At 56.0% G+C, this 24673-nt stretch carries 32 protein-coding genes and 1 pseudogene; 8 read left to right on the plus strand and 25 right to left on the minus strand.

Features of this window, described 5'->3' with window-relative positions:
• Positions 1-6: 6 nt before the first annotated feature.
• Positions 7-204 (plus strand): YbdD/YjiX family protein, encoded by a 198-nt coding sequence (locus ACA066_RS11525; protein WP_007900300.1) that lies wholly within the window; start codon positions 7-9, stop codon positions 202-204.
• An 85-nt stretch (positions 205-289) separates the two neighbouring features.
• Here ACA066_RS11525 and ACA066_RS11530 read toward each other — a convergent pair whose 3' ends face one another.
• The 5 genes from ACA066_RS11530 to ACA066_RS11550 all read right to left on the minus strand — a co-directional run bounded on the left by ACA066_RS11530 (position 290) and on the right by ACA066_RS11550 (position 3351).
• Positions 290-772: a hypothetical protein gene (locus tag ACA066_RS11530; RefSeq protein ID WP_497699302.1), complete on the minus strand. Its 483-nt coding sequence runs from the start codon at positions 770-772 to the stop codon at positions 290-292.
• Positions 773-778: 6 nt separating this feature from the next.
• Positions 779-1402, minus strand: coding sequence for a hypothetical protein (locus ACA066_RS11535; protein ID WP_497699303.1), 624 nt, complete (start codon positions 1400-1402; stop codon positions 779-781).
• A gap of 101 nt (positions 1403-1503) precedes the next feature.
• Complete coding sequence (locus ACA066_RS11540) at positions 1504-1731, minus strand: DUF6555 family protein (protein WP_497699304.1); 228 nt, start codon at positions 1729-1731, stop codon at positions 1504-1506.
• A gap of 162 nt (positions 1732-1893) precedes the next feature.
• Positions 1894-2316: an MAPEG family protein gene (locus ACA066_RS11545; RefSeq protein ID WP_497699305.1), complete on the minus strand. Its 423-nt coding sequence runs from the start codon at positions 2314-2316 to the stop codon at positions 1894-1896.
• 81 nt (positions 2317-2397) lie between these two features.
• Complete coding sequence (locus ACA066_RS11550; protein ID WP_497699306.1) at positions 2398-3351, minus strand: diiron oxygenase; 954 nt, start codon at positions 3349-3351, stop codon at positions 2398-2400.
• A 198-nt stretch (positions 3352-3549) separates the two neighbouring features.
• Between ACA066_RS11550 and ACA066_RS11555 the strand changes: the two genes are divergently transcribed.
• Entirely contained in the window at positions 3550-4506 is a 957-nt protein-coding gene (locus tag ACA066_RS11555; RefSeq protein WP_497699307.1) for an AraC family transcriptional regulator, read from the plus strand.
• A 43-nt stretch (positions 4507-4549) separates the two neighbouring features.
• Here the strand turns inward: ACA066_RS11555 and ACA066_RS11560 are convergent, their stop codons facing one another.
• The 4 genes from ACA066_RS11560 to ACA066_RS11575 all read right to left on the minus strand — a co-directional run bounded on the left by ACA066_RS11560 (position 4550) and on the right by ACA066_RS11575 (position 8106).
• Complete coding sequence (locus ACA066_RS11560) at positions 4550-4840, minus strand: hypothetical protein (protein WP_497699308.1); 291 nt, start codon at positions 4838-4840, stop codon at positions 4550-4552.
• A gap of 170 nt (positions 4841-5010) precedes the next feature.
• Positions 5011-5589: an S-(hydroxymethyl)glutathione synthase gene (gene gfa / locus ACA066_RS11565; RefSeq protein ID WP_497699309.1), complete on the minus strand. Its 579-nt coding sequence runs from the start codon at positions 5587-5589 to the stop codon at positions 5011-5013.
• Between the two features lie 142 nt (positions 5590-5731).
• The gene (locus ACA066_RS11570; RefSeq protein WP_497699310.1) at positions 5732-6619 is read right to left on the minus strand and encodes a DUF2950 domain-containing protein; all 888 of its coding nucleotides are present in this window, start codon (positions 6617-6619) and stop codon (positions 5732-5734) included.
• 26 nt (positions 6620-6645) lie between these two features.
• Positions 6646-8106 (minus strand): DUF3300 domain-containing protein, encoded by a 1461-nt coding sequence (locus tag ACA066_RS11575; RefSeq protein ID WP_497699311.1) that lies wholly within the window; start codon positions 8104-8106, stop codon positions 6646-6648.
• A 282-nt stretch (positions 8107-8388) separates the two neighbouring features.
• Between ACA066_RS11575 and ACA066_RS11580 the strand changes: the two genes are divergently transcribed.
• Positions 8389-10389, plus strand: coding sequence for a peptidase U32 family protein (locus ACA066_RS11580; protein ID WP_497699312.1), 2001 nt, complete (start codon positions 8389-8391; stop codon positions 10387-10389).
• A gap of 131 nt (positions 10390-10520) precedes the next feature.
• On the opposite strand, the gene ACA066_RS11585 is transcribed toward ACA066_RS11580, so the two are convergent.
• The 3 genes from ACA066_RS11585 to ACA066_RS11595 all read right to left on the minus strand — a co-directional run bounded on the left by ACA066_RS11585 (position 10521) and on the right by ACA066_RS11595 (position 14287).
• The gene (locus ACA066_RS11585; protein ID WP_497699313.1) at positions 10521-12095 is read right to left on the minus strand and encodes a sensor domain-containing diguanylate cyclase; all 1575 of its coding nucleotides are present in this window, start codon (positions 12093-12095) and stop codon (positions 10521-10523) included.
• Positions 12096-12993: 898 nt separating this feature from the next.
• Positions 12994-14043 (minus strand): tyrosine-type recombinase/integrase, encoded by a 1050-nt coding sequence (locus ACA066_RS11590; protein WP_497699314.1) that lies wholly within the window; start codon positions 14041-14043, stop codon positions 12994-12996.
• 1 nt (position 14044) lies between these two features.
• A complete protein-coding gene (locus ACA066_RS11595) occupies positions 14045-14287 on the minus strand; it encodes a DUF4224 domain-containing protein (protein ID WP_497699315.1) in 243 nt (80 codons plus the stop codon).
• Positions 14288-14726: 439 nt separating this feature from the next.
• Here ACA066_RS11595 and ACA066_RS11600 point away from each other — a divergent pair, with 439 nt between their 5' ends.
• Positions 14727-14915, plus strand: coding sequence for a hypothetical protein (locus tag ACA066_RS11600; RefSeq protein WP_497699316.1), 189 nt, complete (start codon positions 14727-14729; stop codon positions 14913-14915).
• Between the two features lie 141 nt (positions 14916-15056).
• Here ACA066_RS11600 and ACA066_RS11605 read toward each other — a convergent pair whose 3' ends face one another.
• Together ACA066_RS11605 and ACA066_RS11610 are read right to left on the minus strand one after the other, a co-directional pair.
• Positions 15057-15323 carry a hypothetical protein gene (locus tag ACA066_RS11605; protein WP_497699317.1) on the minus strand — a complete coding sequence of 89 codons (267 nt, stop codon included), beginning with the start codon at positions 15321-15323 and terminating at the stop codon, positions 15057-15059.
• The gene (locus ACA066_RS11610; RefSeq protein ID WP_497699318.1) at positions 15320-15646 is read right to left on the minus strand and encodes a hypothetical protein; all 327 of its coding nucleotides are present in this window, start codon (positions 15644-15646) and stop codon (positions 15320-15322) included. Before ACA066_RS11610 ends, ACA066_RS11605 begins: the two co-directional genes overlap by 4 nt.
• Positions 15647-15734: 88 nt before the next feature.
• Here ACA066_RS11610 and ACA066_RS11615 point away from each other — a divergent pair, with 88 nt between their 5' ends.
• Complete coding sequence (locus ACA066_RS11615; RefSeq protein WP_497699319.1) at positions 15735-16331, plus strand: hypothetical protein; 597 nt, start codon at positions 15735-15737, stop codon at positions 16329-16331.
• 45 nt (positions 16332-16376) lie between these two features.
• Here ACA066_RS11615 and ACA066_RS11620 read toward each other — a convergent pair whose 3' ends face one another.
• The 4 genes and pseudogenes from ACA066_RS11620 to ACA066_RS11635 form a co-directional block, all read right to left on the minus strand.
• Positions 16377-17018: a phiTE_072 family protein gene (locus ACA066_RS11620; protein WP_497699320.1), complete on the minus strand. Its 642-nt coding sequence runs from the start codon at positions 17016-17018 to the stop codon at positions 16377-16379.
• Between the two features lie 683 nt (positions 17019-17701).
• Positions 17702-17884 (minus strand): hypothetical protein, encoded by a 183-nt coding sequence (locus ACA066_RS11625; RefSeq protein WP_497699984.1) that lies wholly within the window; start codon positions 17882-17884, stop codon positions 17702-17704.
• A gap of 52 nt (positions 17885-17936) precedes the next feature.
• The gene (locus ACA066_RS11630; protein WP_497699321.1) at positions 17937-19037 is read right to left on the minus strand and encodes an SRA domain-containing endonuclease; all 1101 of its coding nucleotides are present in this window, start codon (positions 19035-19037) and stop codon (positions 17937-17939) included.
• A 157-nt stretch (positions 19038-19194) separates the two neighbouring features.
• Positions 19195-19433, minus strand: a pseudogene (locus ACA066_RS11635) (DNA cytosine methyltransferase); the annotation flags it as partial.
• A 47-nt stretch (positions 19434-19480) separates the two neighbouring features.
• On the opposite strand from ACA066_RS11635, the gene ACA066_RS11640 reads away from it, so the two are divergent.
• Positions 19481-19990, plus strand: coding sequence for a hypothetical protein (locus ACA066_RS11640; RefSeq protein ID WP_497699322.1), 510 nt, complete (start codon positions 19481-19483; stop codon positions 19988-19990).
• A gap of 147 nt (positions 19991-20137) precedes the next feature.
• Here ACA066_RS11640 and ACA066_RS11645 read toward each other — a convergent pair whose 3' ends face one another.
• Both ACA066_RS11645 and ACA066_RS11650 read right to left on the minus strand, forming a co-directional pair.
• Positions 20138-20500 (minus strand): hypothetical protein, encoded by a 363-nt coding sequence (locus ACA066_RS11645; RefSeq protein WP_497699323.1) that lies wholly within the window; start codon positions 20498-20500, stop codon positions 20138-20140.
• Between the two features lie 4 nt (positions 20501-20504).
• Positions 20505-20813, minus strand: a complete 309-nt coding sequence (locus tag ACA066_RS11650) for a hypothetical protein (RefSeq protein WP_497699324.1) — start codon at positions 20811-20813, stop codon at positions 20505-20507.
• 101 nt (positions 20814-20914) lie between these two features.
• Here ACA066_RS11650 and ACA066_RS11655 point away from each other — a divergent pair, with 101 nt between their 5' ends.
• Both ACA066_RS11655 and ACA066_RS11660 read left to right on the plus strand, forming a co-directional pair.
• On the plus strand, positions 20915-21196 hold the full coding sequence (locus tag ACA066_RS11655) for a hypothetical protein (protein ID WP_497699325.1): 282 nt from the start codon (positions 20915-20917) through the stop codon (positions 21194-21196).
• A 102-nt stretch (positions 21197-21298) separates the two neighbouring features.
• Positions 21299-21547 carry a hypothetical protein gene (locus ACA066_RS11660; RefSeq protein ID WP_497699326.1) on the plus strand — a complete coding sequence of 83 codons (249 nt, stop codon included), beginning with the start codon at positions 21299-21301 and terminating at the stop codon, positions 21545-21547.
• A gap of 320 nt (positions 21548-21867) precedes the next feature.
• On the opposite strand, the gene ACA066_RS11665 is transcribed toward ACA066_RS11660, so the two are convergent.
• The 5 genes from ACA066_RS11665 to ACA066_RS11685 all read right to left on the minus strand — a co-directional run bounded on the left by ACA066_RS11665 (position 21868) and on the right by ACA066_RS11685 (position 24663).
• Positions 21868-22209, minus strand: coding sequence for a hypothetical protein (locus tag ACA066_RS11665; protein WP_497699327.1), 342 nt, complete (start codon positions 22207-22209; stop codon positions 21868-21870).
• 81 nt (positions 22210-22290) lie between these two features.
• A complete protein-coding gene (locus ACA066_RS11670) occupies positions 22291-22752 on the minus strand; it encodes a hypothetical protein (protein ID WP_497699328.1) in 462 nt (153 codons plus the stop codon).
• Positions 22749-22991, minus strand: coding sequence for a hypothetical protein (locus ACA066_RS11675; protein ID WP_497699329.1), 243 nt, complete (start codon positions 22989-22991; stop codon positions 22749-22751). Before ACA066_RS11675 ends, ACA066_RS11670 begins: the two co-directional genes overlap by 4 nt.
• A gap of 20 nt (positions 22992-23011) precedes the next feature.
• Positions 23012-23674: a lambda exonuclease family protein gene (locus ACA066_RS11680; protein WP_497699330.1), complete on the minus strand. Its 663-nt coding sequence runs from the start codon at positions 23672-23674 to the stop codon at positions 23012-23014.
• A complete protein-coding gene (locus ACA066_RS11685) occupies positions 23674-24663 on the minus strand; it encodes a RecT family recombinase (protein WP_497699331.1) in 990 nt (329 codons plus the stop codon). Before ACA066_RS11685 ends, ACA066_RS11680 begins: the two co-directional genes overlap by 1 nt.
• Between the last annotated feature and the right edge of the window lie 10 nt (positions 24664-24673).

Consider the following 24673-nt stretch of genomic DNA (forward strand, 5'->3'; position numbering starts at 1 on the left):
TGCAGCATGTTCAATGACCTGAGTCGCCTCGGTAAATACCTCGGTCAGGCCGCGCGCCTGATGGTCGGCATGCCCGACTACGACACTTACGTCGAGCACATGCAGACCAAACACCCGGACAAACCGGTGATGAGTTATGAGGTGTTCTTCCGGGAACGCCAGGAAGCTCGTTATGGCAGCAAGGCGGGGCCGAAGTGCTGTTGACCCGGTTGTCGGGTTAACAGCAATCCCTGTGGGAGCTAGCCTGCTAGCGATGGCTGGCTCCCACATTTGTTTTGCGCAGCAACTTTCAGGGTTTACGTTCGATAATGGTTCGCCCCGGTTCACTATGGCAATCAAGTTTGTCCCTATAGTAGAGACACACCGATTGCAGCACATCACTGGCACAAGCCCCGCTAATCCTTCTATCAATGGCAAAACTCGCCACGTCGCCTTTCAGTTGAATATCCACCCCTGACACTGTTTCCAGTCGCTGCTTGATCTCTCCCAGTGTCCAGGGCTTTGAACTGAACACAATGCTGTCGGCCGGGTATTGTTTATTCAGCCACCAATAGATGCCTCCCAATACGGCGAAACAGGTCAGCAGGCAAAGCAGGGGAGGCGGCAACTTCACGTGGACTTTGTCATAGATGATTTCCGTGAGCGCTTGCCAGAGTTTCAGGCGAAAGGACAAGCCAAGGCCCACAAGCAGCAAGATCGCGGCACCGATCATCGCCATTATCAAACCGGTTCGGTCAAGGTCCGATAACTCTTCAAGGCATGTGAAGTTCATGAGCCTTCACCTCTGTGCTGGCGAGAAGTAAAGAACGCGCAGTTGAATATCCTTTCTGTAATTGATCTGGACATAACCGCGACCCAGTTCAACGTCGCTCTCGGCATCCCACTTGAGGGTGTGCGGCTCTTTTTTGCCGAGGAAGATCGCTTCCAGTTCGCCGCTGTATTTGTGTGCCACATCCTGAATCACCGCATCCAGCTGCTTGATTGGCGCTTCTGCTATTTGCGGGGCTGCGCGAAACAGGCTGGCGCGGGCCATGACGGGCAAGCTGCGTTCTATGAATTCTTGCTCGCTGAGTGGCGTGATGTTGCCCGTTTTTACGAACTCGAGATAACGACTGAAAATATCCGGTGCGACATCTAACTGGGCCTGCAGCGTGTTGGTACCCAGCCTCGGGTTAGTCAGCACATCAGGATTGGCGCCGATACCGGCGAAGGAGATCTCGCAGATACTGGCCTTTGCGTACATGAATACGCCACAGGCACCACTCGTGCCGTAGGCTTGATAATCCCGACTGCTGAACTCGCACTCACAGGTTTTGACATCGGCTAGAGCGTTGCTTGCAGCCGATGCAGCAAGAAGGAGTCCGCCAAGAACGCCGGCGGGTAATCTCGGATATAAAAGCATAGGAAGGTCTACCTCTTTTCATGTAGAGGAAGATGCGTTGTGTTGAGCGTAGCGGGAGGTTGAAATCTTTGCCTGTGCAGGGAAGGGCATTCAATCGCGGTTTACGGCAACTCTTCCCATTTGACATCGGTCAAACCGGACTTTTCAGCGTGGTCGAGCAACTTCGCGTGATTGTCCTGAGCGTTGTCTTCCCCATACAAAAGGCCCACGCCCGCGTGCAGGCACGCGTAGTACCACGCATCTTCATCGGTCATGTAAACGTCCGGCTGGACAAACATTCGACGCGAGCCATTCAAACAGTAAGTGATTTCAAAATGCCGAGAGCGCATCAGCCAAATTCTCCAGGTGATGCGGCTCCGACATTAGTGGCTTAGTGCCAGTTCCTTTTCTTGTTCTTTTTCTTTTTCTTTTTCTTTTTCGGGCTTCTTCCTGCCTCTGCAAAACGCGGAGGTTTTTTTGTCCTGAAAAAGCGCTCCCTCAGTTGAAGTTGTTCATGCGCCGTAACAAGCGACTAGAACAATGAGCGCAAGAAAACAGACCAACTGAACGCAATAGAAGGCAAAACGAACCGCCACGAACGCATCGGTTTGCACGTGGGATACGTGAACCAGCGACTGGCACACGCGAGCGATCAGGACGAATGTGGACAAGTAGTTCACTGCAGGGCTGTTGACCCCAAGGGCTGAAATCACGAGCACGATGGCGCCAAAGACAGGCAGGTTTTCCACACAATTGGCATGCGCTCTTGTCCCGCGCCGATACCAATCCTCGCCATCGACCTGATCGCTTCGGAAAGAGGCAATCGGAACATTCGAGAACAGGATTCTGACCCAGCGATACACCCCGACGGTTGCCATCAGCAGCAGCAAAGTCCAGGTCGCAAATCCAAGCAACATCCACATCGGTATCGTCATGGCGGCCATCCTCGATCAATCATTTTCAGCACGTCATTCCAGAGCCGCGCGGCCGATGTGTGGTCGGTCGCGCCCTGTCGATCAATGGCTCATGATGGGGGCCAGTGCGGTCTGAATCCTGGACATCTGTGCGGGTGTTGTCATGCGCGAAAGCAGACGGCCAAAGTGTGGATGCTGCACGCCCGAGATAATGTATTGCCAGCGGTAGGCGCTCAGCACGCAGGCTTTGATTTGCGCTGTCTCATCGACACCGAACGCTGGTGAAACAGTTCGAATGAAGTAGTCGGCGTCGGAGGCCGATTGTGCCTGCAGGATTGCGTCGACGGCTGCCACCAGCGCAATCAGATCGTTCACTGCCTGGTCGCGCTCGGCTGGCGAGAGTTTCGCGTGCTCCGCCTCCCACTCCAGTTCGTCGAGTACGACGTGCCGGCTTTCATCCTTCCAGTGAAATTTGAAGACATCCTTGAAGAGTGGGCACAACTCCTCGCGCGGGGCGATGCTTTTTACGTAGTGCGTCTGAACAAACAGTTCGATATGACAGGTCAGCGCCAGCACCGACCAGGTGCTGGATGCAAGTACCGCGCGCGCCACATCGTTTGGATCGGCAACTTGACGATATCCCGCTGGCAATTGCAAACCAATCATCGTCTCTACGCGCCGGAACAGCTCCTGGTGCTTGATCTCGTCGTTGGAAAATCGCACCAGCGCTTCGAGTGCAAGCTGATCGTCAAAGACATGACCCCGACCTTGATCGAGCATTTTGGCACTGATAAAACGCTCGACCAGACCAAAGATAAACGCATAGGTTCTGCCCTGAATCTGACTGAGCAGACGCGCCTCGTCGGCGGCGAGAAAGGTCAGGCGGTCGATCCGCGAAAGTCCGTCAGGCAAGAATTTGCGCGAGAAGTCGAAACTCCGGTCCTGGAGCAAATCGCGATCGATCTGCCATTCCGCTTTCTTTGATGATCTGACAATTTGAGCATATCGGGCGGCGTTGCCCGAAACTGAGCCGGGTATGGTAGCAACGGTGTTCATAGTGATCTCCTGCTTCCCTGGTCGAGTTGGAACGGGTCAATTACGGTAACGTCGGAGCCAATGACCATGGGTGAAGCCTCTGGGGATCGTCTCGATCACTGAGTCAACGTTGGTGCTAATCTAGGCCTCGCAGTTCAGGCCAAGAATGACCAGTGCGCCTGATTACATGCTCCGGACTCCGGAAAGGAGGGCTGGCAATTGTTGGATGCGCTTTCTGATGTCTTGCGAGTGATTCGGCTGTCTGGAGGGGTTTTTCTCGAGGCGGAATTCACTGCGCCCTGGTGCATCAACGGAAGACTCTCTGCGGACGACTGCAAACCGTTCCTGGCGACTCCTCGACATGTCATTGCGTCGCATTTTGTCGCCGCGGGGCACATGCAATTGAGAATCGACGGTGGCGCTACTGTCGACGTGCGGGCAGGTGAACTCATTCTGCCTCCGCGCAATGATGTTCATACTTTTGGCAGCGACCTGAGCATTGCGCCCATGCATGCGCGCGAAGTTGTTCAGCCGCCGGAAGTCGGCGGCATCTCACGAATCAAGTACGGCGGAGGCGGCGAGGTCACGCAGTTATTGTGTGGATTCCTCGGCTCGGAAACGCCCTTCAGTCCGTTGCTTTCATCGCTGCCATCCTTATTGAAACTGGACGTACGCGCGACGGCTTCCGGAGCCTGGATTGAAAGCTCGTTCCGTTTCGCTGTCAGTGAGATTGCGGCGGGGCGAGTCGGCTCGACAACGATCATCGCCAAGCTATCCGAACTGCTATTCGTCGAAGCCGTCAGCCAGTATGTCGCGAGCCTCCCCGCTGAGCGGCGCGGGTGGCTGGCAGGTTTGCGGGATCCGCATATCGGGCGTGCATTGGCGCTGCTTCATGCTCGTCCGACCGAGGGCTGGACTGCAGAAGCCCTGGCGCTTGAAGTGGGCATGTCGCGCTCGGTATTCGCTGAGCGATTCACGGCATTGGTCGGACAGCCACCGATGCAATACCTGACGCTTTGGCGTATGCACGTGGCGGCTCAACACCTGCGCGAAGGTCGCGGAAATGTGGCGCAGATTGGCTTTGCAGTGGGCTACGAATCCGAAGCGGCGTTCAGTCGTGCATTCAAGCGCCAGTTCGGTACATCACCCGGCACTTGGCGCAGACAATCTGCATGATCCACCGGACAGCAATAATGTCGTGAGGGATCGTCAGGGCGCGCTAATTGATCTGCACAATGACCGGACCTTCCGTGATGACCGGTGGGAACGCATGGATGTGCGAGGCGTTTTTCTGAATCCAGTCGCGTGCGACTTTCATGCTCTCGTCGGTGCCGGCCTTGTCCGTGCAAACAGTTATCGATATACCGCCATCACCGAGAGGCAGCAGTGTGTAGCTTGCGAGGCCGGCAACTTTCCGGAGGGCAGCTTCGACGTCGGTTTTTTGCTCTTCTAAAAAATCGAAAAGCTGTTTTGCGCCAGGACCCGAGTAGGTTCTTATGACCGCGTACATGGTCGTCTCCTTTGCGAGTTACCGTCTTGATACCCATCCAGATTCGCGGGTGGCCGCTATCACTTGGATTTCAGTTCGTCCTGATCTATTCAGCTTAGTCAAACGCCGGTGACACGCGAAATGCAACGACCACCGGCAGCTCCTGGCCCAGAGCCGCGGCGGTCGATCAATCAGGCGGCGGGGAGCAGGCCTTTCTGTTTGGCGACATGAGTTGCCAGTGCGTCCATCAAGTCCGGGGACAGGCAGTCATAGGGCTCCAGGCCGATCGAGCGCAGGCGCTCACGGATGGCCTTCATTTGCGCGGGCGGTGTGCCGGTTTCGATGATGGAGGACACGAACGCCGCGAAGCCCGGCGCCGCCCATCCGCTCTGGGGAGAGAGCTCGGTGTGGACGAAGTCCAGGCCATAAAAGGCATGGTCCTTGTTCTCGATGCGCCCGAAGAGATGGGCGTGGCACTGCTTGCAGGCGTGGCGCTGGATGGTGGCGGTTTCGTCGACAATGACCAGTTTTTCGCCGTGGGCAGTGACGCTGACCTTATCCCGAGGTACTACGGCAATGACGGCGAATATCGCGTTTTGCGGCTTCCAGCATTTGCTGCAGCCGCACGCGTGGTTATGCAGGGTTTGCGCGTCGATCCTGACCTCGACCTTGTCGGTCGCACACAGGCATTGCAGGGTGCCACCGGTGAAGTTCGCGGCGGCGGGTTGGAAACCATTGTCCAGTACAGGGTGAAGTTTCAAGGTGCTCATGCTGGCGTCTCCGTTTCAGGGTGTCAGACAAAAGTGCCTGGTGCCGAGCCCCAGGCCGGTAGTTCATCAGAACTTGATGGCCTCCTTCGGTGCGACCGTCATTTCTATGTCCAGATCAAGAATTGCGCGCCGTTCGAAGTGTTTACTCTTGAACCGCAGGTACCACCTTCCAGCTGTCATCCGGGTCAAAACGCTTCATTGACCGTGCCAGTTTCTCACCCTCGGCTCCCAGGTCTTTCTCGAACACCTGACCTTCATGGCTGATCATGAAACTCATGACCCCGGTGTCAGCGTATTTCGCCGGCCAGGCGATCAGTGCAAAGCCGCGGCTCATCTTGTCACCTATGAGGTAGCTGTAGGCGCCGCCAGGTGCCGAGGGACCTTGGCCTTCAAGAATGCGGAAGTGGTAACCGTGCCAGTCTTCGCCGGCAATGGCTTTGCCGAACGAGGACCCCAACGGGCTGATCTGATCGCTGTCGTCGTCGGCCCAATAGAGACCGTCGTGCTTGCCGACGGTGCTGAAGATTTTCTGCGCATACTCGAGTGCGCCGTCACCGTCACGGTCCACTGACGAATAGTCCATCTGGGCGTCGTGATAAGTCCGTACGGATTGCAACGCAGCGAGTTCGTTGCGGCCAATTCGACGGGCACGGATTTCGGCTTGACCGGCCTTGATGTCGAACCGCCAACCGTTCTCGACTTTGACCATGGGTATCGGCAGTGTCCAGTGGTCGCTGCCGACCGACAGAAGGGCCTTGCGGTCGCTGGTTTTTTCGATGGAATGTTGCTCGCGGTATTGCTTCAAAAACGCATCCACATCACTGCGCTGAACACCTTCGCGGGGTATGTAGCTGTGCCATTCATTACCCAGCAACTCTGTCAGGCGCGTCTGATCGGCGTGCTCCGTACCCAGTGCTTCGACGAACGCTTGAGCGGCCTTTTCCGGCGTTGGAAATGTCTGCTGTGCCGTAACGACACACGACCATGCCACGCCGGCAGCCATCGCCAATACCTGGGGGAACAAACCCATGAGTGACTTTATTCGAGGATTGTTTTTCAACGACGGCCCCCTCGTTGACGCGCGGGTGGATTCGACGGCCGACTGATCTGGTGGCCGGCTGATCGCGAGGCACTGGCGCGCTGGGCGGATACCTCGCTAGCCCGACCACGACTGGCTTGTGCGTTGGACTGGGCCGGTGACCGCGCGCCGGCGAATGCATTGTTGCGGGCACTGCCCGCACTGGCGGATGGCCTGTTTTGCGCCGAGCCCTGTGCGCGCGGGTTCACCTGAGCGGTCTGGTTTCTGGGTTGCTGGCCCTCCCGAGTGCTTCTGGCATTACCCTGGCTCCTGTCAGACAACTCCGCTCTGTCCGTGCCTTGCATCCGATTGTTGGCCGAGGTTGCGGACTGGGCTTCGCGCGCTCGATCCCGGGCTTCGCGGTTGCTGGTGGCAGGTTGTTCGAAGCCGCGCTTGTCCATGGCCCCACGGGCCCGTTCACGAGCCCGGGCTCGCTCGGCATTATCCCCTCGATACGCCTCACGCTGATTGGCACCGTCCAGTTGTCGGCCGTATTGTTCGCGGCTCTTTCTGTCTCGGTAGGGAACACCATCGCGATGAAGGGAGTTGTGCTGCCACGTGTTCTGATTATTGGTGATCCGGTTGTTGGCATTGATGTTGTTGTAGCGGTTGACGTCGATGTCGATGTCGTTGTTACCCCAGTCACAGTCACCCCACAGCGCGCCGACGATAGCCACACCGGTACCAAACGCCAGTCCGGCCATCAATGCCGAACCGGGGTAATAGGCTGGCGGTGGCGGGTAGTAAACAGGAGGTGACGCGGGATAGGACCAGGTCCCGTATGTGGTGGTTGGGTTGTAACTGGGGACGTACACCACCTGTGGATCGGAGGGCTGAATGATGATGGTGGAAGTGCTGCTGGCAGGCGCCGGAGCCGGAGCCGGAGCCGGAGTGTCGGGGACCGGTGCCGGTGCCGCAAAGGTCTGAACCGTCACGTTCTGATATTGATTGCTCTGCAGATTGCCTGCCGCTTGCGCCTGATGACGCAGGCGTTGCACGGCCTCCATGAGATCGTCGGGCTGCGCCAGGAAGGCATCCCCCAGACGTTGTACCCAAACGGGATCCTGACCCAGCGTTGCCAGTACCTGTGGGAAGGCGACCAGCGCCTGCACACTTGGGTCCCAAGTCTGGCTCGCCACTTGTTTGACCGCATCGTCACCCTTGGCGTCCGGATGTGATTTAGACCAGGTCACCGCCTCGGAGACTTCGCCGGGGTACGTGGTGGCCATCAGTACCTGTGCCAGCAGTGGATCGGGGTAGAGCGCAATGGGCGCCAGCATTTGATCCAGCTGCTCCTGATCAAACACGGCATCTTTGACGGCCGCCGTGACGGGCGCGGTTTCGGCACCGTTCGCGGTTGCATCCAATGGCTGCGCCAGGCAGGAATATCCGTGTAAAAACAGTGCGGCGGACACCGCGAAAAACAATGGAATGCGCATTGGCCCCCCATGTGCTCAGGCAGGCTTGAACGGAATGGATCAATGTCAGGAAGGTTAAAGCCGATTTCGCAAGCCGGGCCTCAGCCTCAACGCTGCTCCCTAATGGTAGCAAACATATTTTTGTTGCCATTGATTCACGGCGGCGAATGGCCGAGTGGTCAGCGCGGGGGCGAATCGGGTTGGCGGTATGGGGGCGGCTACCACTCGGTAGGCCACGGGTGCCGGTCAAGCGTTTCGCCGCTACAATGCGTGCCTCAACCGTGACAAACCAGATAAAAAAATATGTCTCTACCTAAACATCACCTGGAGCTGCTCAGTCCCGCCCGTGACGTGAGCATCGCCCGCGAGGCCATCCTGCATGGTGCCGACGCCGTGTATATCGGTGGCCCAAGCTTCGGCGCCCGCCACAACGCCTGCAATGAGGTGAGTGACATCGCCGCACTGGTGGAATTCGCCCGTCGCTACCACGCCCGGGTGTTCACCACCCTCAACACGATCCTGCATGACAACGAGCTGGAGCCGGCCCGCAAGCTGATCCACGAACTGTACGATGCCGGTGTCGATGCGTTGATCGTCCAGGATCTTGGCGTGATGGAGCTGGATATCCCGCCGATCGAGCTGCACGCCAGCACCCAGACCGACATCCGCACCCTGGCGCGGGCGAAGTTCCTTGACCAGGCTGGCTTCTCCCAACTGGTACTCGCCCGCGAGCTGAACCTGCAAGAGATTCGCGCCATCGCCGACGAGACCGATGCGGCGATCGAGTTCTTCATTCATGGCGCGCTGTGTGTGGCGTTCTCCGGCCAGTGCAATATTTCCCACGCACAGAACGGCCGTAGCGCCAACCGTGGCGACTGCTCCCAGGCCTGCCGTTTGCCGTACACCCTCAAGGACGACCAGGGTCGCGTTGTCGCCTACGAAAAACACCTGCTGTCGGTGAAGGACAACAACCAGAGCGCCAACATCCGCGCGCTGGTGGAAGCCGGCGTTCGCTCGTTCAAGATCGAAGGGCGCTACAAGGACATGGGCTATGTGAAGAACATCACGGCCTACTACCGCCAGCGCCTGGACGATGTCCTCGAAGATCGTCCGGACCTGGCCCGCGCGTCCAGTGGCCGCACGGCGCACTTCTTCGTGCCCGACCCGGACAAGACCTTCCACCGTGGCAGCACCGACTACTTCGTCAGCGAGCGCAAGATCGACATCGGCGCCTTCGACTCACCGACCTTCACCGGCTTGCCGGTGGGCGTGGTGGAGAAGGTCGGCAAGCGCGAATTGCAGGTGGTGACCTTTGAACCGTTATCCAACGGCGATGGCCTCAATGTGCAGATCAAGCGCGAGGTGGTGGGATTTCGCGCCAATATCGCGGAGCCCAAGGGAGAGTTCGACGAAGATGGCCAGAAGCGCTATCGCTACCGCGTCGAGCCCAACGAGATGCCGGAAGGCATGTACAAGCTGCGGCCCAACCATCCACTGAGCCGCAACCTGGACCATAACTGGCAGCAAGCCTTGCAGAAGACGTCCGCCGAACGTCGCATCGGCCTGACCTGGGTCGCACGGCTGGACGAGCAGCGCCTGCAACTCACCGCCACCAGCGAGGAGGGCGTCAGCGCCAGCGTGTTCCTGGACGGCCCGTTCGGTCTGGCCAACAAACCGGAGCAGGCCCTGGAGCAACTGCGTGACCTGCTCGGTCAACTGGGCACCACCGACTACCACGCCACCGCCATTGAACTGGATGCACCCCAGGCGTTCTTTATCCCCAATTCGCAGCTCAAGGCCTTGCGCCGCGAAGCAATCGAATCGTTGACCATGGCCCGCCTGCTGGCCCATCCACGGGGAGGTCGCAAGGCCGAAACCAACCCGCCGCCGGTGTACCCGGAATCGCACCTGTCGTTCCTGGCCAACGTCTACAACCAAAAGGCCCGCGACTTCTATCACCGTCATGGCGTGAAGCTGATCGACGCGGCCTTCGAGGCCCATGAGGAAACCGGCGAGGTGCCGGTTATGATCACCAAGCATTGCCTGCGCTTTTCCTTCAACCTTTGCCCCAAGCAAGCCAAAGGCGTCACCGGTGTGCGCACCAAGGTCGCGCCGATGCAACTGGTGCACGGTGACGAGGTGCTGACGCTGAAGTTCGACTGCAAGCCTTGTGAGATGCACGTCATCGGCAAGATCAAGGGACACATCCTCGATCTGCCGCAACCGGGCAGCGTCATGGAACCGATCGTCGGTCACATCAGCCCCGAAGACCTGCTCAAGACGATCCCTCGCGCGCCCCACTGAGCGTGACAGGCGAGCGTGCAGTTGTCCTGTTGCGTTCGCCTGGTCAGCCCGATCGCGTTGCGTGAACTTGTCGACCTTCAAGGTCGGGGCGGATACCGTTAGTTACAGCCTGGTTCACAACGTGGGGAAATTCAGAGCCTTTCCATTTGTTCTTCAGCGCAGCACCAACGATTTCGTCCGCTTTGCTTCGCTGAATACAGACAGGCGTCAGCTGTCTTTATCAAGGTGACGGGCGTTACGTCCTCAATGCTCGGTTGACTGACAGTTATGCCTGCGCTGGCAGTCACTTTCCCCAGCGGATGTTCGGAGTGTTCGATGTCCAGAGCTCGAATGGCTTCCAGAATATCTTGGGCGACCTGTATTGCACCCGCGCTGTCGGTGTTGGGAAGTAGCACTGCAAATTCTTCTCCACCGTACCTGGCGGCCAGATCCCCGGGCCTTTTAATCGCTTGCTGGATTGCGCGCCCGACTGCGCTCAGGCAGTCATCGCCGGCGGCGTGCCCATACCTGTCGTTGTAGCGTTTGAAGTAATCGACATCGAGCAAGACCAACGCAAGACTAGATCCGTTGCGCTGGGCCAAACGAATCTCATCCAGCAGCGCCGTATCCAGACGTCGACGATTACCCAGCCCAGTCAGGCTGTCAGTCAGCGCCATGTCTCGCATGGCTTTGTGTGCGTGACGTAACTCTCTTTCCACCACCATTCTTTGACGGAGCTGACTCAAGACGATGAGTCCGAAAACGGTGAGAACGGCTATCAAAAAAACCAGCACGAATCCTGTTTTTAGTAGATCACGACGCCAGGGTGCCGTGATGGATTCCCGGGAGAGCCCTGCTTCTACGACCAGGGGGTAAGTGGTCAATGCTCTGTAACCGTAAAGACGCTCAGTGTCATCTACCACAGCTTTTACTTCTGCGACGCCTTCGTTGGAGTTCGGCAGGTAGCTCTTGAAAATTTCGCTGCTCGCCAGGCTCTTGCCAACGACGGATGCGATGAAGGGGCGCCGCACAAGGATCGTTCCGTTGCGCATGGCCAGCACCAGGGCGCCCTTGTCATCGATTTTAAAGTCGCCGTAGTAATCCACGAAGTAGCTGACTTTGATCGTTCCAAGCAGCACGCCTGCGAAAGACCCATCAGGATTGTTCAAGCGGCGTGAAATAGGAATGATCAGATCGTTGGTGGATCTGCTTCTGACTACCTCGCCAATATGTACGTCCCCATCATCATGAGTGCGGTGGTACTGAAAGTAATCGCGGTCAGCATTGTTCGCCGGCTCTGGCGTCACTTCCTTGTCCGTCACGATCCACTGCCCGTCAGGGCCATAAATGAACAGCCCGTGCAGCTGCGGCATTATTCTGGATTGCTCAACCAAGAGGTTGTGAATGCGAGGGATGTTGAGGTTCTGTAAGCCATCACCTTCGACGCGTTCACTGAGCGCAGCGGTCAGTACATCCACTTGTCGAATGGCATCTTCCGCATGCTGAGCTGTTGCACGCGCCAGATTTGTCACGGAGTCGCGGGCCGATGAAAAGGCAGAACGATAGTCACGCCACGTCCGCCAGCCCTCAACCGCCACGAATGCGACGATTGCCACCAGCATGAAACTCACTGTGAGTCGAAATGTCGCTCCAGCTTGCACAGCTTTAGTAGAGAAGGGTTCAGTTGAGCGACCGTCCTTCGGCTCTGGCTGTTTGCGTCCGAGCATCTACGTTTCCTTCTACGACTGAACTGCACACGGCACTTGCCGAACCCAGCCATAATCATATCAGTGGGTTTAGTGACGGGCTAAAGGCCTGGTTCGGTATTGCTGGCCACCAGGATCGCATCGACGCGGAATCTCCCGTGGTTTCAGCGCTCAAGGACTCGCCAAGGCACCTTTAAAAGTCAAATAGCGGTTGAGGCTATACAAGGCCGACAAACGACAGAATAACGAGGACGATCACCACGGCCCCGACGATGTAGATAACATTGTTCATGAAAACCACCTCTCTTTCTGAACGGGATTTTGACACCGAGGTGTCTAGTACAGATGACCTTTTCGTTCGCAGTTCCGTTCCACGACCCTCTGGAGCGGAATGGAAAAATATCGGAGATACCCCGGGAGTCTTGAGTTAACCATTCCTTATTAACCAGAATTCGAAATCGGCTGCAGGCATTGGGCGTCCATAGAGATACCCTTGGCCCTGATAGCATCCTGTTTCCTTAAGAAACCTGTTTTTTTCGAAATGTTAGGACGAAAAGGGCTTCATCAACCGTGACGAGCGGAAGGGTTTGGTGAACAAGGCGACCAAGCGCTATGCCCATTCAGTCGAAGGTATTGGTGAAGTTACATGAGGCCTTGTCAAAATCCGCGATCAGGTTATTCCCAAACCCCAGAAACGAAAAAGCCCTGAATAATCAGGGCTCTAACTTACAAATATGGCGGAGGCGATGGGATTCGAACTCATGGACCTGTTACAGTCGACGGTTTTCAAGACCGATACAAAGACGTAAGCGGGCCGTTGTTCGTAGCGATTTTCCGTTCCATTACTTTCATTTTTCAGCACCCCTACAGACCGCGTAATACAAGGGGCCGGCTTTGAGTTATGGAACTGTTTTTCCGGCTATTTTGATGGTTTGGCGATAGCGCCAACGCGACGGTAAACCCGCTCGGTGATGTCGCCTTTGGTGTGTCCCAGCAGTAGGCTCGCCTCGCCGACATCAATGATTTCCGACGCAGCCTTCGGCCTGATGTCTCGGAACTGAAATTCACCGATCTTCGCCGCTAGCAGTTCGTCGCCGATCTCGATTGCCGCCAGCTTCGCTTTTTCTCGAGCTATGTCCCAGCGCTTTCTCAGCATCGGTGCGGTCATCCGCTTACCGTGCCGACTGACAATCAAGTAGTTCGAAACATACCGAGCATTGCGCTCTGTTATCTCTGCGATTAGCCGGCCCAGGCTATTCGCCTCGCCGGCAGTGGTCATCTGAATACGCAGTTTTTTGTGCGTCTTGTTCTGCTGCACCCCCAAATATCCCCCCTCTGCATCGTCCTTTCGCATCACCAGGACATCTGCCGGTCGCTGCCCGGTCAGATATGCCAGGTCCATCGCGTCTTTCAGCTCTTGAGCTGCCTTCTTGTAAACCGCATCCCACACCACATCGTTCGCGTAATAGTCCCTCGGTGTTTCCTTGTTTTTGCGTACGCCCTGGCAGGGGTTCTCCTTGGTCGTAAGCCCCCACTCTCGGGCGATGTTGAACACGTGGGACAGGGTGGCAATTTCCCGGTTCGCCCTGACCTTGGCTGTCCGTGCGTCCCGATACCCGGCAATCGTCGCCGGCGTTATCGAGTCGATCGGGGCACTGTCGAACATCGGTCGTAGCTGCTTGATCTCCGACAGGTTGTCCTTTTGAGTTCGTGGTGCCTTCTTCGACACTATGTCGCGAATATATCGGTCGAAGATGCCCTTCATGGTGCGTAGGTCGAGCGGCTTTTCCTTGGCTTCGAGTTCGGCCCATTTGATCCTGGCCTTGTCCAGGTCTTTGCCCAGCGGAATGTCTTTGCCGAGCAGGTCCCGGTAGTAGTAGGCCGTCCAGGTGCTGCCGTTTTTGCGTTTTCGAGATCTTTTGTACATCCGAGGGGGCAGATGGTGGTGCTCGGTCTTGCGGGGGCGCATATCAGTTCACTCGCGAGAAGTCAGGCGTCCAGGCCGGAACCGCCGGGGGTGGGTTCGGATCGACGATGGTCGGCGAAAGCATGCCCAGCTTCATGCGGGCGTACATTCGGCCAACGAGCGGGCGCTTGCCGCGGCTTTCCACGAACACCCACTGGCGATCCGTCAGCCAGCGTCGCTGGTAGGCCCGGGCCTTGTAGCCAGTGAGATCCGCCAGCTCTTCGTCTGAAAGGATTTCGGTTTCCATGATGATGCTCCATGCCGCGCGTGACGGCAGAAGGGGTTATAGGTTGCGGAGTTCTTTTCGCTGTTCGGGCGACTGCGCGGGGTAACCGAAGTAGATGCGTCGTTTGCCGGTGTAGCCGCACTCACTGCATCCGGACGATGGGCCGCAACTGCAGCCACCCTCACATCCGCAGCTGCACCCGCTTCGCAACACCTTCTTCCTCGATTTCACCGTCTTGGGTAATCCAGTAATTACGCCGTCGATCAAGCCGGAACCCGGCCGCCTCTCGGCCTGCTCATATGTCGCAGGCTCGATTCGAAAGCCGTGTTTCGCGCGTGGATCTGCGACCGATCTCATAACCTTTCGCATGCAGAATTCCTCGCCCGCCGCTCACCGGCGGGCATGTAGGGGGGATTGGGTTATTGGGTTATTCTTGCGTCTCAACTAAAGGAGGCATTTCATGGAAAGAGGCTTTTTTAGCGCGAAAAGAACAATAGTGATGTTCGCGTTTATTTTGTTTGCGGGAATGCTAAGGGACGCCGTCTTAATAGGTTTTTGGGGGATGTTAACGTTGGCGCTGTTGCCGCATGCAATGTTTTTCCTATGGGATAAATTTCGCGTGAGCAAGAACAATCTTGCGCAGCCATGATCGGTTTGACTCACGCCTCTCATAGCCTTAGCCCTCGGTAGATGAATACGTAGGTGCCGTCTGACTTGATGCCGTATACGCCTGGGTGCTCGTGTTCTCCCAAACAATTTCCCTAACCATCGCCTCGGCCAGGCCGAACTTTTAGGCCACAACATCAGAGTCGCCAGGATCGATTACCGACATATCCAGGTTACGTGCATTGCCCACCACGCCGAGCGTGCAGAACTCTCCTTCAGCCTGAAGCTCTTCAGTAACCAAGCGCTTCACCGGCATCGCGTCCATGGCCTCGGCCAGTTCTTTCAGGAAGGCTTGGCCGCGCTTGCCCTGCAGCGCTGAACTCACAGCGCCACGCCAGCAAATCATTCCCCAGTTGTCTTCGCCGTCATCGCAATATCCGCTCCGGCTCATGGCGTAACCTCCCTGCGTGCCCACCAGCAGACAGGGCCGTCGTCCGTGTCGTGGATGGCCAGGCAGAACCAGCCCTCACCATCGGGGCGCTCAGGCTCCCAATAGCTGTAGTCCGGGTCGCCGGATTCGAAGTAGCGATTGGCAACGGCCTCGTCGGCGTACTCAAGGCGCGCCTGCGCTACGGCCAGGCCCTGTTCGGCGACCCAGTCTTTGCACTTGTCACCGTCGCCCTCGTCGAAGTCAGGCATATCGGGATGCTGAAACGAACCCATCTCATCGCGCACGACTGGGGCTGGGTGGATCAATTTGATTTCTTCAGGCATGACTGTTCCTTTGCCGCTATAGCGGCTGACTTTGAAGGGGAGGGGGGCGCGGGTGGTACTATGTTGGATATCTGACGAGGAGCACGGTATGGATTTGCAGTTAAAAGATCTTGTAACAATTGGCGTTTCGGTACTTGCGTTGCTGGTTGCGGCGACTAGTTTCTATTTTGCCAATGTTCACAAGCCTGCTGCTTTGAAGCTAACTATTTTAGAGCGCTCGCAAGATGCTGAAGTAATATCAGTTAAAACGGATGAGCAAAATCTTTACATACAACACCGCAGGGTTATTAGTAAGGCTAGAACAAATCTAAGCTACAGTGTTAGTAATACTGGCAAGCAGGCTCTTTGCATTAAAAGCGTAGAGGTTCTACGTGGGCCGAGCAGGCAGGGTAATTTGAGAGATCCTAGGCCTTTTTCGGTTGTGTCGGGGAGGCAAGTATCTAGCTTCGTAATCGAACCAAGTGATATTAAAATTCTGGAAGTTAGCTATGATCATGAAAGTGATCAATCGCAACGTGCTGAGGATAAATATCGTATGCTTAGCTTGGAGGTGGTATCAGCAGACGGCGCTCGATATCAAGTTTGTCACGACATTACGAATGTTATGTCGGTGGTTTCGCTTCATGATCCATTATGGGATGGTGTTTCGCTTGGCAAGCCAGTCCGCTCTGAGGGGTATGTTTAACATATCTGATTAAATTTACGCTCATCAAAATATAGTTAAGGCTATTCAGGTAGTCGGTTGCCGCTGTTCCTGGCGCAGAGCCTGCTGCACCGCCTCGACAACTCGGCGCAGGTACGTGAATTTGTGGTTTTCTTCGACCGCCTTGCCGTCGATTGGGTAATGCCATTCCTCGCCGAACAATTCAGTCAGCAGAGCGCTTTGATGCCAGCATTCGTTTGAACTCTCGATGCTGCGCAGAGCATCGATGTCATACCAAAGCTCGCGGGCTTCTTCTTTGCTCAGTTTCCCCATTTCCCAATCGTGGCGCCCGGTCTGTTGCCGCCGGCGCTGGACGATGCATTTCTTTGCCAGGGCGTACAGCGCGTCACCGCTGAAGACCGTGGAGCTGATGCCGCGATCCAGGCAATTCAGGACGTAGTCCCAACCGCAGTCGGCGACGAACTCAGCAACTGTGCGTGGCCCCAATCCGCCCCAGTAAGCGTTCCAGCTGTTGTCCCAGCAGTTGATGGTGATCTTGCCCTGGGCGGTCTGGTAATTCGGATCGGATTCGATCGGGCAGTCGCGCCGCCCGAAGTCCTCGAGGAACACGGTTATCGCGTCAAGCCGCGGCGCGCCGGTAATGACCAGCTTTGTCACTGTCGAGCGCTCAACCTTCGGTGGCTCAGCGATTTTGTTTTCTGTGGGCATGGGGGGAGCCTTGGCCGATGTTCGGCTACAGTGAGTTGGTCATCGAAATGGAGATCGGACATGCAATGCTTAATTTGCCAAGCTGTTTCTAAAATTGTTCACACGACAGGATGCTGGTCCGAAGTCAAATGCTCGGCCGGATGTGGACACTTTAGGGTCTCAGCAAACCTTGTTGCGAAGATGAAGTTCAAAAACGAATTCTTTGACGTTGAACGAACAAGGCAATGGCTCGGGATGGCTCGGAACGAGGGGCCAGTGCCGTTGATATCGACCTACGATTACAACGTTTCTTTATTGCACCGCGCCACTAAAGAGCGATCTGGCAGCTCGGCGAGTCGTTCTGGTAAACCAGTAACGCCGGAATAGATGGGTTTCCTATTTCGTCCCGCTGAAGTGCCAACTACATTGCAGCGATGGTTCGGCACTTCAGCGGGGCGTCCTATGCCGGGTCATGCCCGGGCGGTGGATGGTGGAATTGGGTACGAGGAGGGTTTGGCCCAGCAAATAGGGCAAACAACAGGTGATCTAGTGTGCGCATGAAAGACTTGGTTTTTTTCACAGCCAAGAGCGCTTACACATGAAGCAACTCGTCGCAGACCTGATGTATCAAATCCTCGTTGAGCTGCTGAGTCAGATGCTGATGCGTCTGGCCGAGTGGTTGTCAGTCGCTCCGTGGGTGTGAGCTACGCAGCGACCGCTTGGCGTTCAACTGCACGCCACGGATCATTGGCTCGTGCCAGCGCAGCCATCGGCGGCGGACTGACGCTGTTGCCGCAAATGTGCACCTGCTGGGTGTTGGTGAGCGGCTTGCCGCCGGCGCCGCGGCTAATGCCCACGCAATTAATCGACTTATAAAGTCTGCTCATCTAATCGTCGTGCTCAGCGAGCGTGCCAGGTATTTTTTCCTGGAACAAAAAGTTAGGACTTGGGCTCGATACTGGCGATGTAAGCTTTCAGCGTTTCGTTTTTCGCCTTTCCGTTCAAACCGTGATGGATTTCTCGGTGGCAGGTAGGACAAATAGCGCCTATGAAACGTGGGTGATCTAGGCCGCCATCTGATAGTCGATTCACATGGTGCGGCTCTAGATATGGTGATCCATTCGTCTTCACGAAGGGGGCCGAATTTTTACAGCTTTCGCAGGTACCACCTGATCTTCTCAAAACGTAGTCGGCAATAAGTCTGTTTCGACGATAAACAGTTCTTCGGGCCGATCCGTTCTCTCTTTGCGAACTAGATTCCGCCGCAGCGAGAGCAAGCTTTCGTGCCTCGGCAAGTGATAAGGCTGGTTCCAGCGTGTCGTCTTCTTCTGCGTAGGTATGCGAGTCGAGCTCTACCTCCACGGGAACGAGGTTGAATTTTACTATTTTCCTGTCCTTCTTAAACTTGTCCGGGCCTCGACTCCACTCGTGACTCGCACAGGTGTATTCACCAATGTATTTTTGGCCCTGCCTGTTGCCAAGTATCTCGAAGACATGCAGCGCTTTGCCCTGTTTAACATGCTCGAGAATTGCAAGATTGCCCTTGGTGAGAGTCATGTCATCGACTTGGCCCTCACCCGTGTAGGTGAAAACACCATCATTGCTATGATTATCTTCATAACCGTATTGCCCCCCTGTAGCCCCTGAAAAGATAAAAATCGCAGGTGATTGTGAAGAGGGCGAAATTCCGCTATATAAGCCGCCGCCGAACAGTTTATGGATCTCTGTTTGCCGGTCATACACCTGGCCTATCACGAACCGAAGTTCAGAAGGCAACGACCGCGGCATTGCTACGATCGTGAAGCCACGTCGCTTGAGGTAGCCATTCGTAGGCTGCCCGCCTGAGAAAAGGCCTACTGGAATGCCGGTAGCCAAGGACACAATCTTCTTCGCTGGATAGAGTTGATCATTTGCACTAATCGCATACAGGTGCGCTTGATTGTTCACCCAGTCTTTCCATTCAGGCTTGTGCCGAAAATTCTCATCGAATTGCTTAAGGGCGCTTTCCAGTGTTTCTCTTTTAACGGATGGCAGTTTCAAAGCGACTTCCTTGTGAGCTGCAAAATCAACAGGGAGTGAATGCTGGCTCGATCAAGAGATTGACGCAATAGTGAAATGCTGCAAAGCGTGCCGGCTGAAATGGCCGACAAGCGTCCTCGATGGTCTCCAGAGCCTAATCATCGACTTTAGTCGGTATTTCTGTTTTCGGATCGGCAATTCGAGCGGCGCCCCGTTGGTTGACGGTGTGCATACTGATCGCGTGAGGGCTGTGATTCTTCGCAACGTTCACCGCGCGGCCTTGGCCAATCTCCAGGCCGGTACCGGCGCCGCCACCGCCACAGATGAAGTCGACAACGATTTCATCGTCCTGAGTGCTGAAGCAGAGTCTGTATTGAGTTTGAAACCGAATGGGTGTTTCTTCCGTTGTGCGGACATAGGGGATCCTCGCCGGTATAGTGCCGGGATCTACAAGGGAGTGGGTTATGAGTTGGGAGTTTGTTTTAGGTTGGATCGAGGGGCATCCAGGGCTAGCATCATGGGTTCAGGCGTTTGGTTCGATTGCTGCTATTTTGATTGCAGTCTGGGTTTCGCGTGCTGATTCGAGGCTTCGTAAAATAGCCGAAAAACACGCGAGGAGAAGTGCGATTGTTAGATGTCAATGGGTACTCGCAAATTCTGGAGATGTCGTAGAAAAAATCGCCAAGTCCCTTGCTGGCGGTAGTATTACGGCCCCTTTGGCAATAGCTAATATCGGTCGCTTGGACACACTTCACGACGAAATTAGGCAGTTGGCGTATGGACCAGGTATGGATGCAGATATTTTCGGAGTGGTTCTAGGGGCCAGGCTCGGGGTAGATCAGTTGAGGCACAAATTGCAAGACTGGTTGGATTCCAGTGATAAGGTTAGTTACGATACTGAATCATTAAAGTATCATTTTTCTTCAATAGATTATGCGCTAACCAAGTTAGAGAAGATGGCGGACGCTTCTTGAATGCAGTGCTAATTAAATCTCCACGAAAGAGGTGGGCATATCGATTGGCTTCCATGCAAGCGTTGCCGCCTCGATGCCGGAGCAGACTGAGCCGTAAATGATTTCCATAGGGGATTCTCGTCAGCTGGGACTTTAAAATAAGGATGATCAGGCCGCCGCTGTCGACTCGGGCGAATAGTCCATCCACGAAAGCTTGGTCGCCGATTTTCGTCTCACGTCGTTCTGCGGCAACTTGATCTTCGCTCTGATGATGACGTCGCGGCACCGCCCCAGCTTCCGGATGCGCTCGGCGTAATCGGCGGCATACTGTGGGGCGTCGAACATGCTACTGAGCTGAGCAACACGCTTGCCGTCCATGATCTTGACGACGCGATCTTCAACGGCCTGTAGCCACTGGCTCATCGACAATTCGATCCGCTGTCCTTTCTCGATCTTGAAGTCGCGAACCTTGCGTTTCGCCTCTTCGCGGGCAAAGTGCTCATTCATTCCGAATACGGCAAAGGTGCTCATGGCATTACTCCAGGCAGTCGAGCGCTTTTTGCAGCAGCGCATTCAATGAAAGCTCCCGGTCGTCCGGGTCCATTGCTCGCTTGATCCACTGGCAGGCCTCGCCGGCACCATCGCGAAGATCTTCGAGTTCGTCTTCGTCATCGCTCGCCTGGCTTTCGAGGCGGCGAATGTCCTCGCGCAACTCTTCACGCTCTGCGCTCGGGTCGATGCTCTGTGCAGTGAGACGACGGGTCAGTTCGGCGGCGGCCGCCGGATCAAGCGCGGCGTAGTGCAGGCACTCTTCGTCGCTTAACGCATTTGCGGGAATACTCATTTGCAATCTCCAAGCAAACGCCTGCCTCGCTGGCTGGCGTGATTCGTTGAAGTGGGGTATTTGTGTTCGGCCCGGCATGGAGCCGGATCAAGGAGCGAGAAATGCATATTCAGTGGTGGCTAACCATCGCGGTGAGCCTGTTTTCGTTGGCGTCGGGCATCCTGTGGATTCGCTCCGCCACCGCCCGTGTTGTTCACGATGATGAAAAGGTCGATGAATCAGGTATGAAGCCATTTACCATCGTCGATAACGTAGGTGGTGCAGCGCTTGATGTGCTGGAGACTGCAAAACTCCAGTCGAAGTGGAACAGGTTGGCGGCTTGGTTCGCCGGGGCCGCAGCTATCGCCCAAGCGATTTCCAGCTTTTTCTTTAGCCTGCCTTGACCCTCTGTGCGCCGCCCTCCGTGAACGGATGCGACAGTAGAAATTTGGGTTGTGTTGGGGTATTACGGTTGGCTCGGAAAAAACTTAAAAGGGAGAATCGCAGTGCTGCATTCAAGCTACAGGGATATTCATAACGGACGGGTTTTCATCATCTATTTCGATGGCTATGAAAATGGGTTCACAGCTAGACTCGAAGTCGATGGGCAGCCACCTAAAAAATACAGCGATAAGATCTGGGCAGTTCGAGAGGATGCAAAAGTTGAGGTCTGTAACGATGCACGCCGCATGATTGATGGCCTGGCACTCTTGATTAATCACCCACACATAAATTCAAAACTTGACGCTGATTGAACTGTTCAAGCTTGCGCGACGCGTTTTTGCTGATCGTGATTTTGTATCGCGACATGTTGACGAACCGGACGGAGTCTTAGGGCGTTGCGGTCCGAGCTGTCGATAGCTTGATGTGGTGGCAAATTGCAATTACGATCGCACTCTTCTTCAGGGAGTGACTCGATGTTTCCAAGATATTTCCGCTGGATTTCGGTGCTAGGCATTCTTGCTGCGGTAGCAGTATTCGTAATCTTTGGCCTGCAGGTGTTTACCGGACAAGCTCCAGCAACGGACCTAATTCGGCCGATTATTGCTGCTGTCGCCTTTGGCTGGGCTTTCACTCAGTCCACTAAGGTCTGAGCTGGTTCGACGAACTCGTCCCCCGGATCCCGCTTCAGCTCGACCAAGCTTTCGATCCGAAACATCCGCGCCACGTTTTCACTTATTTGCACTTTGTGGCGCGGACTTTCCATTGCTTGGAATGACAGGGTTGGCCCGAGCGCATGAGCGTTTAGAATCAGGTTCTGCACCGCCTCGTTGATTTCCGTAATGCCGTTCCAGGCCATCAAATCATCAAGCTTCTGTCGAGTGCCGAGCCTCACTCGGTGTCGCAATTCCTTCTCGTCGTACTGGATTCGCTTCTCGGCAGCCTTCGCCGATCTCTCTTGTCCACTCTTGGCCATGGCCTGCCTCTTCAATTCCGTGGGCCGGTATATCCAGCCATGTCTGTCGTCGGCGCTGGCGCACCTGGTTGCTGATTCGTCTCATGCCGCGACCTTCACCTGATGCCAGGCACCAGCCGCATAGAACAGCTTCGCGGCCTGCGACTCATCAATCGATACCTCCGCGGGAACGGCGATCCAGCCCGACGCTACCAAGTGGCTCGGGTTGCAGCTGTTACGCAGCTCTAGGTAGTAATGCTCGATGGCATTCGTGAGGCGCTCAACCTTGTAGATGCCCTCAGGCGATATCTCCACCGACTTGACGTACTCGACGTCTCGCTCGTCGCGACACATGGCGCTGAGGTAGATCGTCCAGTGGTAGGAGAAGTCGAACAGGGCGTTGGCGATCGCGAGGCTCCGGATCTGCCGGCAGCTCTTCCAGTTAGCCATGATCTGCGTGCCGCTCGGGTCGATGTTCACGACAGCGACATGATTGGTCCGGAGCAATGCCCGACAGCTTCTTTCGGCGCGGGCGAAGCCGTTGTTTGCCTTGCGCTTGCTCATAACTCCTCCGCGAGTTTCCGCAGCGCCTTGCGATCGGCTGCAGTGATCGCCTGGCGGCGGCGCTTGAGCACCGTTTCAGGATCGATCTTCGCCGAGCGTTCTGCCGGTGATGGGTTTATTTGAGAGGGTTCCGCTCTGGTGAAGCGTCCGCCGGCGGCCAAGTGCTGTTCGACCTGGCTGGAAAGCTCCAGCGCTTTATCACGCCGGTACTCAATGTCATATTTCAAGTTGCTGATCATGGTGGCCTCCTCATTCGTTATCAGGCACTTAACCGATGGGCCTGAGCGCGAGCTCTGTCCGCGACCTCATCAACCATGCGATTCAGTTCCAGGTTGAACTGGACGAGCTCTTTGTGCAGGTTGGCGATGTAGTCTTCATCGCGGTAAATCGTCTCGATGTAGAGCTGACACTCTTCGTCCTGGCGAGAATCGAACGATAGGAAGTCCCACCATTTCCGGCCCGTAACGAACATGCAGCCCTGGACCTGAGGCATGTGCTCCTCGGGCATACCTTCGAGCCATGTCCTGACGTGTATCGCCTCATTGAAGGGGCACTTCGACTCGGTACCGCCGTCTTCGTTGATCAGGCCGTCTGGCGAGCAGCCGAGCCAGTCGTATTTCGGGTGAACGATGAACCCTGACGGCATGACGATGTTCCCGGTCAGCATCTCGTAGGCGTCCTGAGCCTTCTGCTCCTCGGTGTGACCCCATTTCAGGGATGCGCTGCTGACGTTGTGCTTGGACTTCTTCGCCAGTCGCTCGAAGCAAAGCTCGCGCATGTATGAGGTGCGAGCCCCCATCGGCTCGCGCTTCCCATTTTTGTCAGGCTTCCCCCAGGCAATCACATCTTTAAACCGGCTGGCTGTCACTCGGCCAGATCGGTCGGCATGCCATTTTTCAGTGCCCTGAAGTTCTGTTCTCACTACGCCGCTTCCTCGGCCTGATTCAGGTCGTCGTGGGTGCCAGTTATGTCGGTGAAGTCGCCATCAACAGTTGCCGCCATGGCCTTGAGCGCTTCGTGACATTCAAGGCCGATTGCTGCGCGCTGCTTCGGCTTGAGACCTGCCCAAGCTGCCGCATAGGCTTCGATGTCTTGCTGTTTCGCGACGGCCAAAAGATCGGCGAATACACCGTCGATTTCCGGTGACGGGGATTTCGGGCCGAACGAAACGCTAGATGCGGCAGCAGTGTTCGAAGCTTGCTTCACAGGGGTGATATCGATTTCTCCACCGTATGAGTCTTCGAACTCATCGGGCGTGTAGACGCCAAGGATGACGTCAGGGCAGAAGAGTCGCGCCCATTTCTTGGTCACCAAATAGGCGATTTGCTGCTTGGGATCTTCCGCCCAAAGCGTAGAGTTTCGCGTCCGGACCTGGGTGAGCAGAAGCTCCAGAACCCGTGGCTCGTCCTCACCTTTGAAGGTCGCCCAGACTTTAATCCCGAGGCCTTTCTCGTCGTCAAAGCTCCAGTCCGGAACGCGGTACTTCTTGAACTCGCCAGTGTCCTCGTCCTTCTTGGTCCTGCTGGTAACTTCGCGCATCTTGCCGATGACGTTTTCCCAGGCACCGAACCACTCGAAGTTCAAGCGACCCTTGACTGGCGCCTTGGCGGTGATCACTGCGTTGACGAGTTGCGCCTCATAGCTCAACGCACCGCCGTTGACGATGAACGTCTTCTGCGCAACAGCGAATGGGTTCATCTGCCACTGCATCGCTTGCAGCACTACCGCCATGCAGTCAGCCTGATTGCCCTTCAAATGCTTGGGAACCGTCGTCACGCCTTTCGACATCATCGATGCGAGGTCGCTCATCGACTTCATGGTGCCTGGGTCGAGAATGAGCGCTGCCGCGTTGTGCGATGGGTCTTGGTAGGTGGCGATCCCAGTTGGTGCTTGAGTGTCTGAGTCGTTCATTACGCTCTCC

It is taken from the genome of Pseudomonas sp. LBUM1651 (assembly GCF_059716135.1).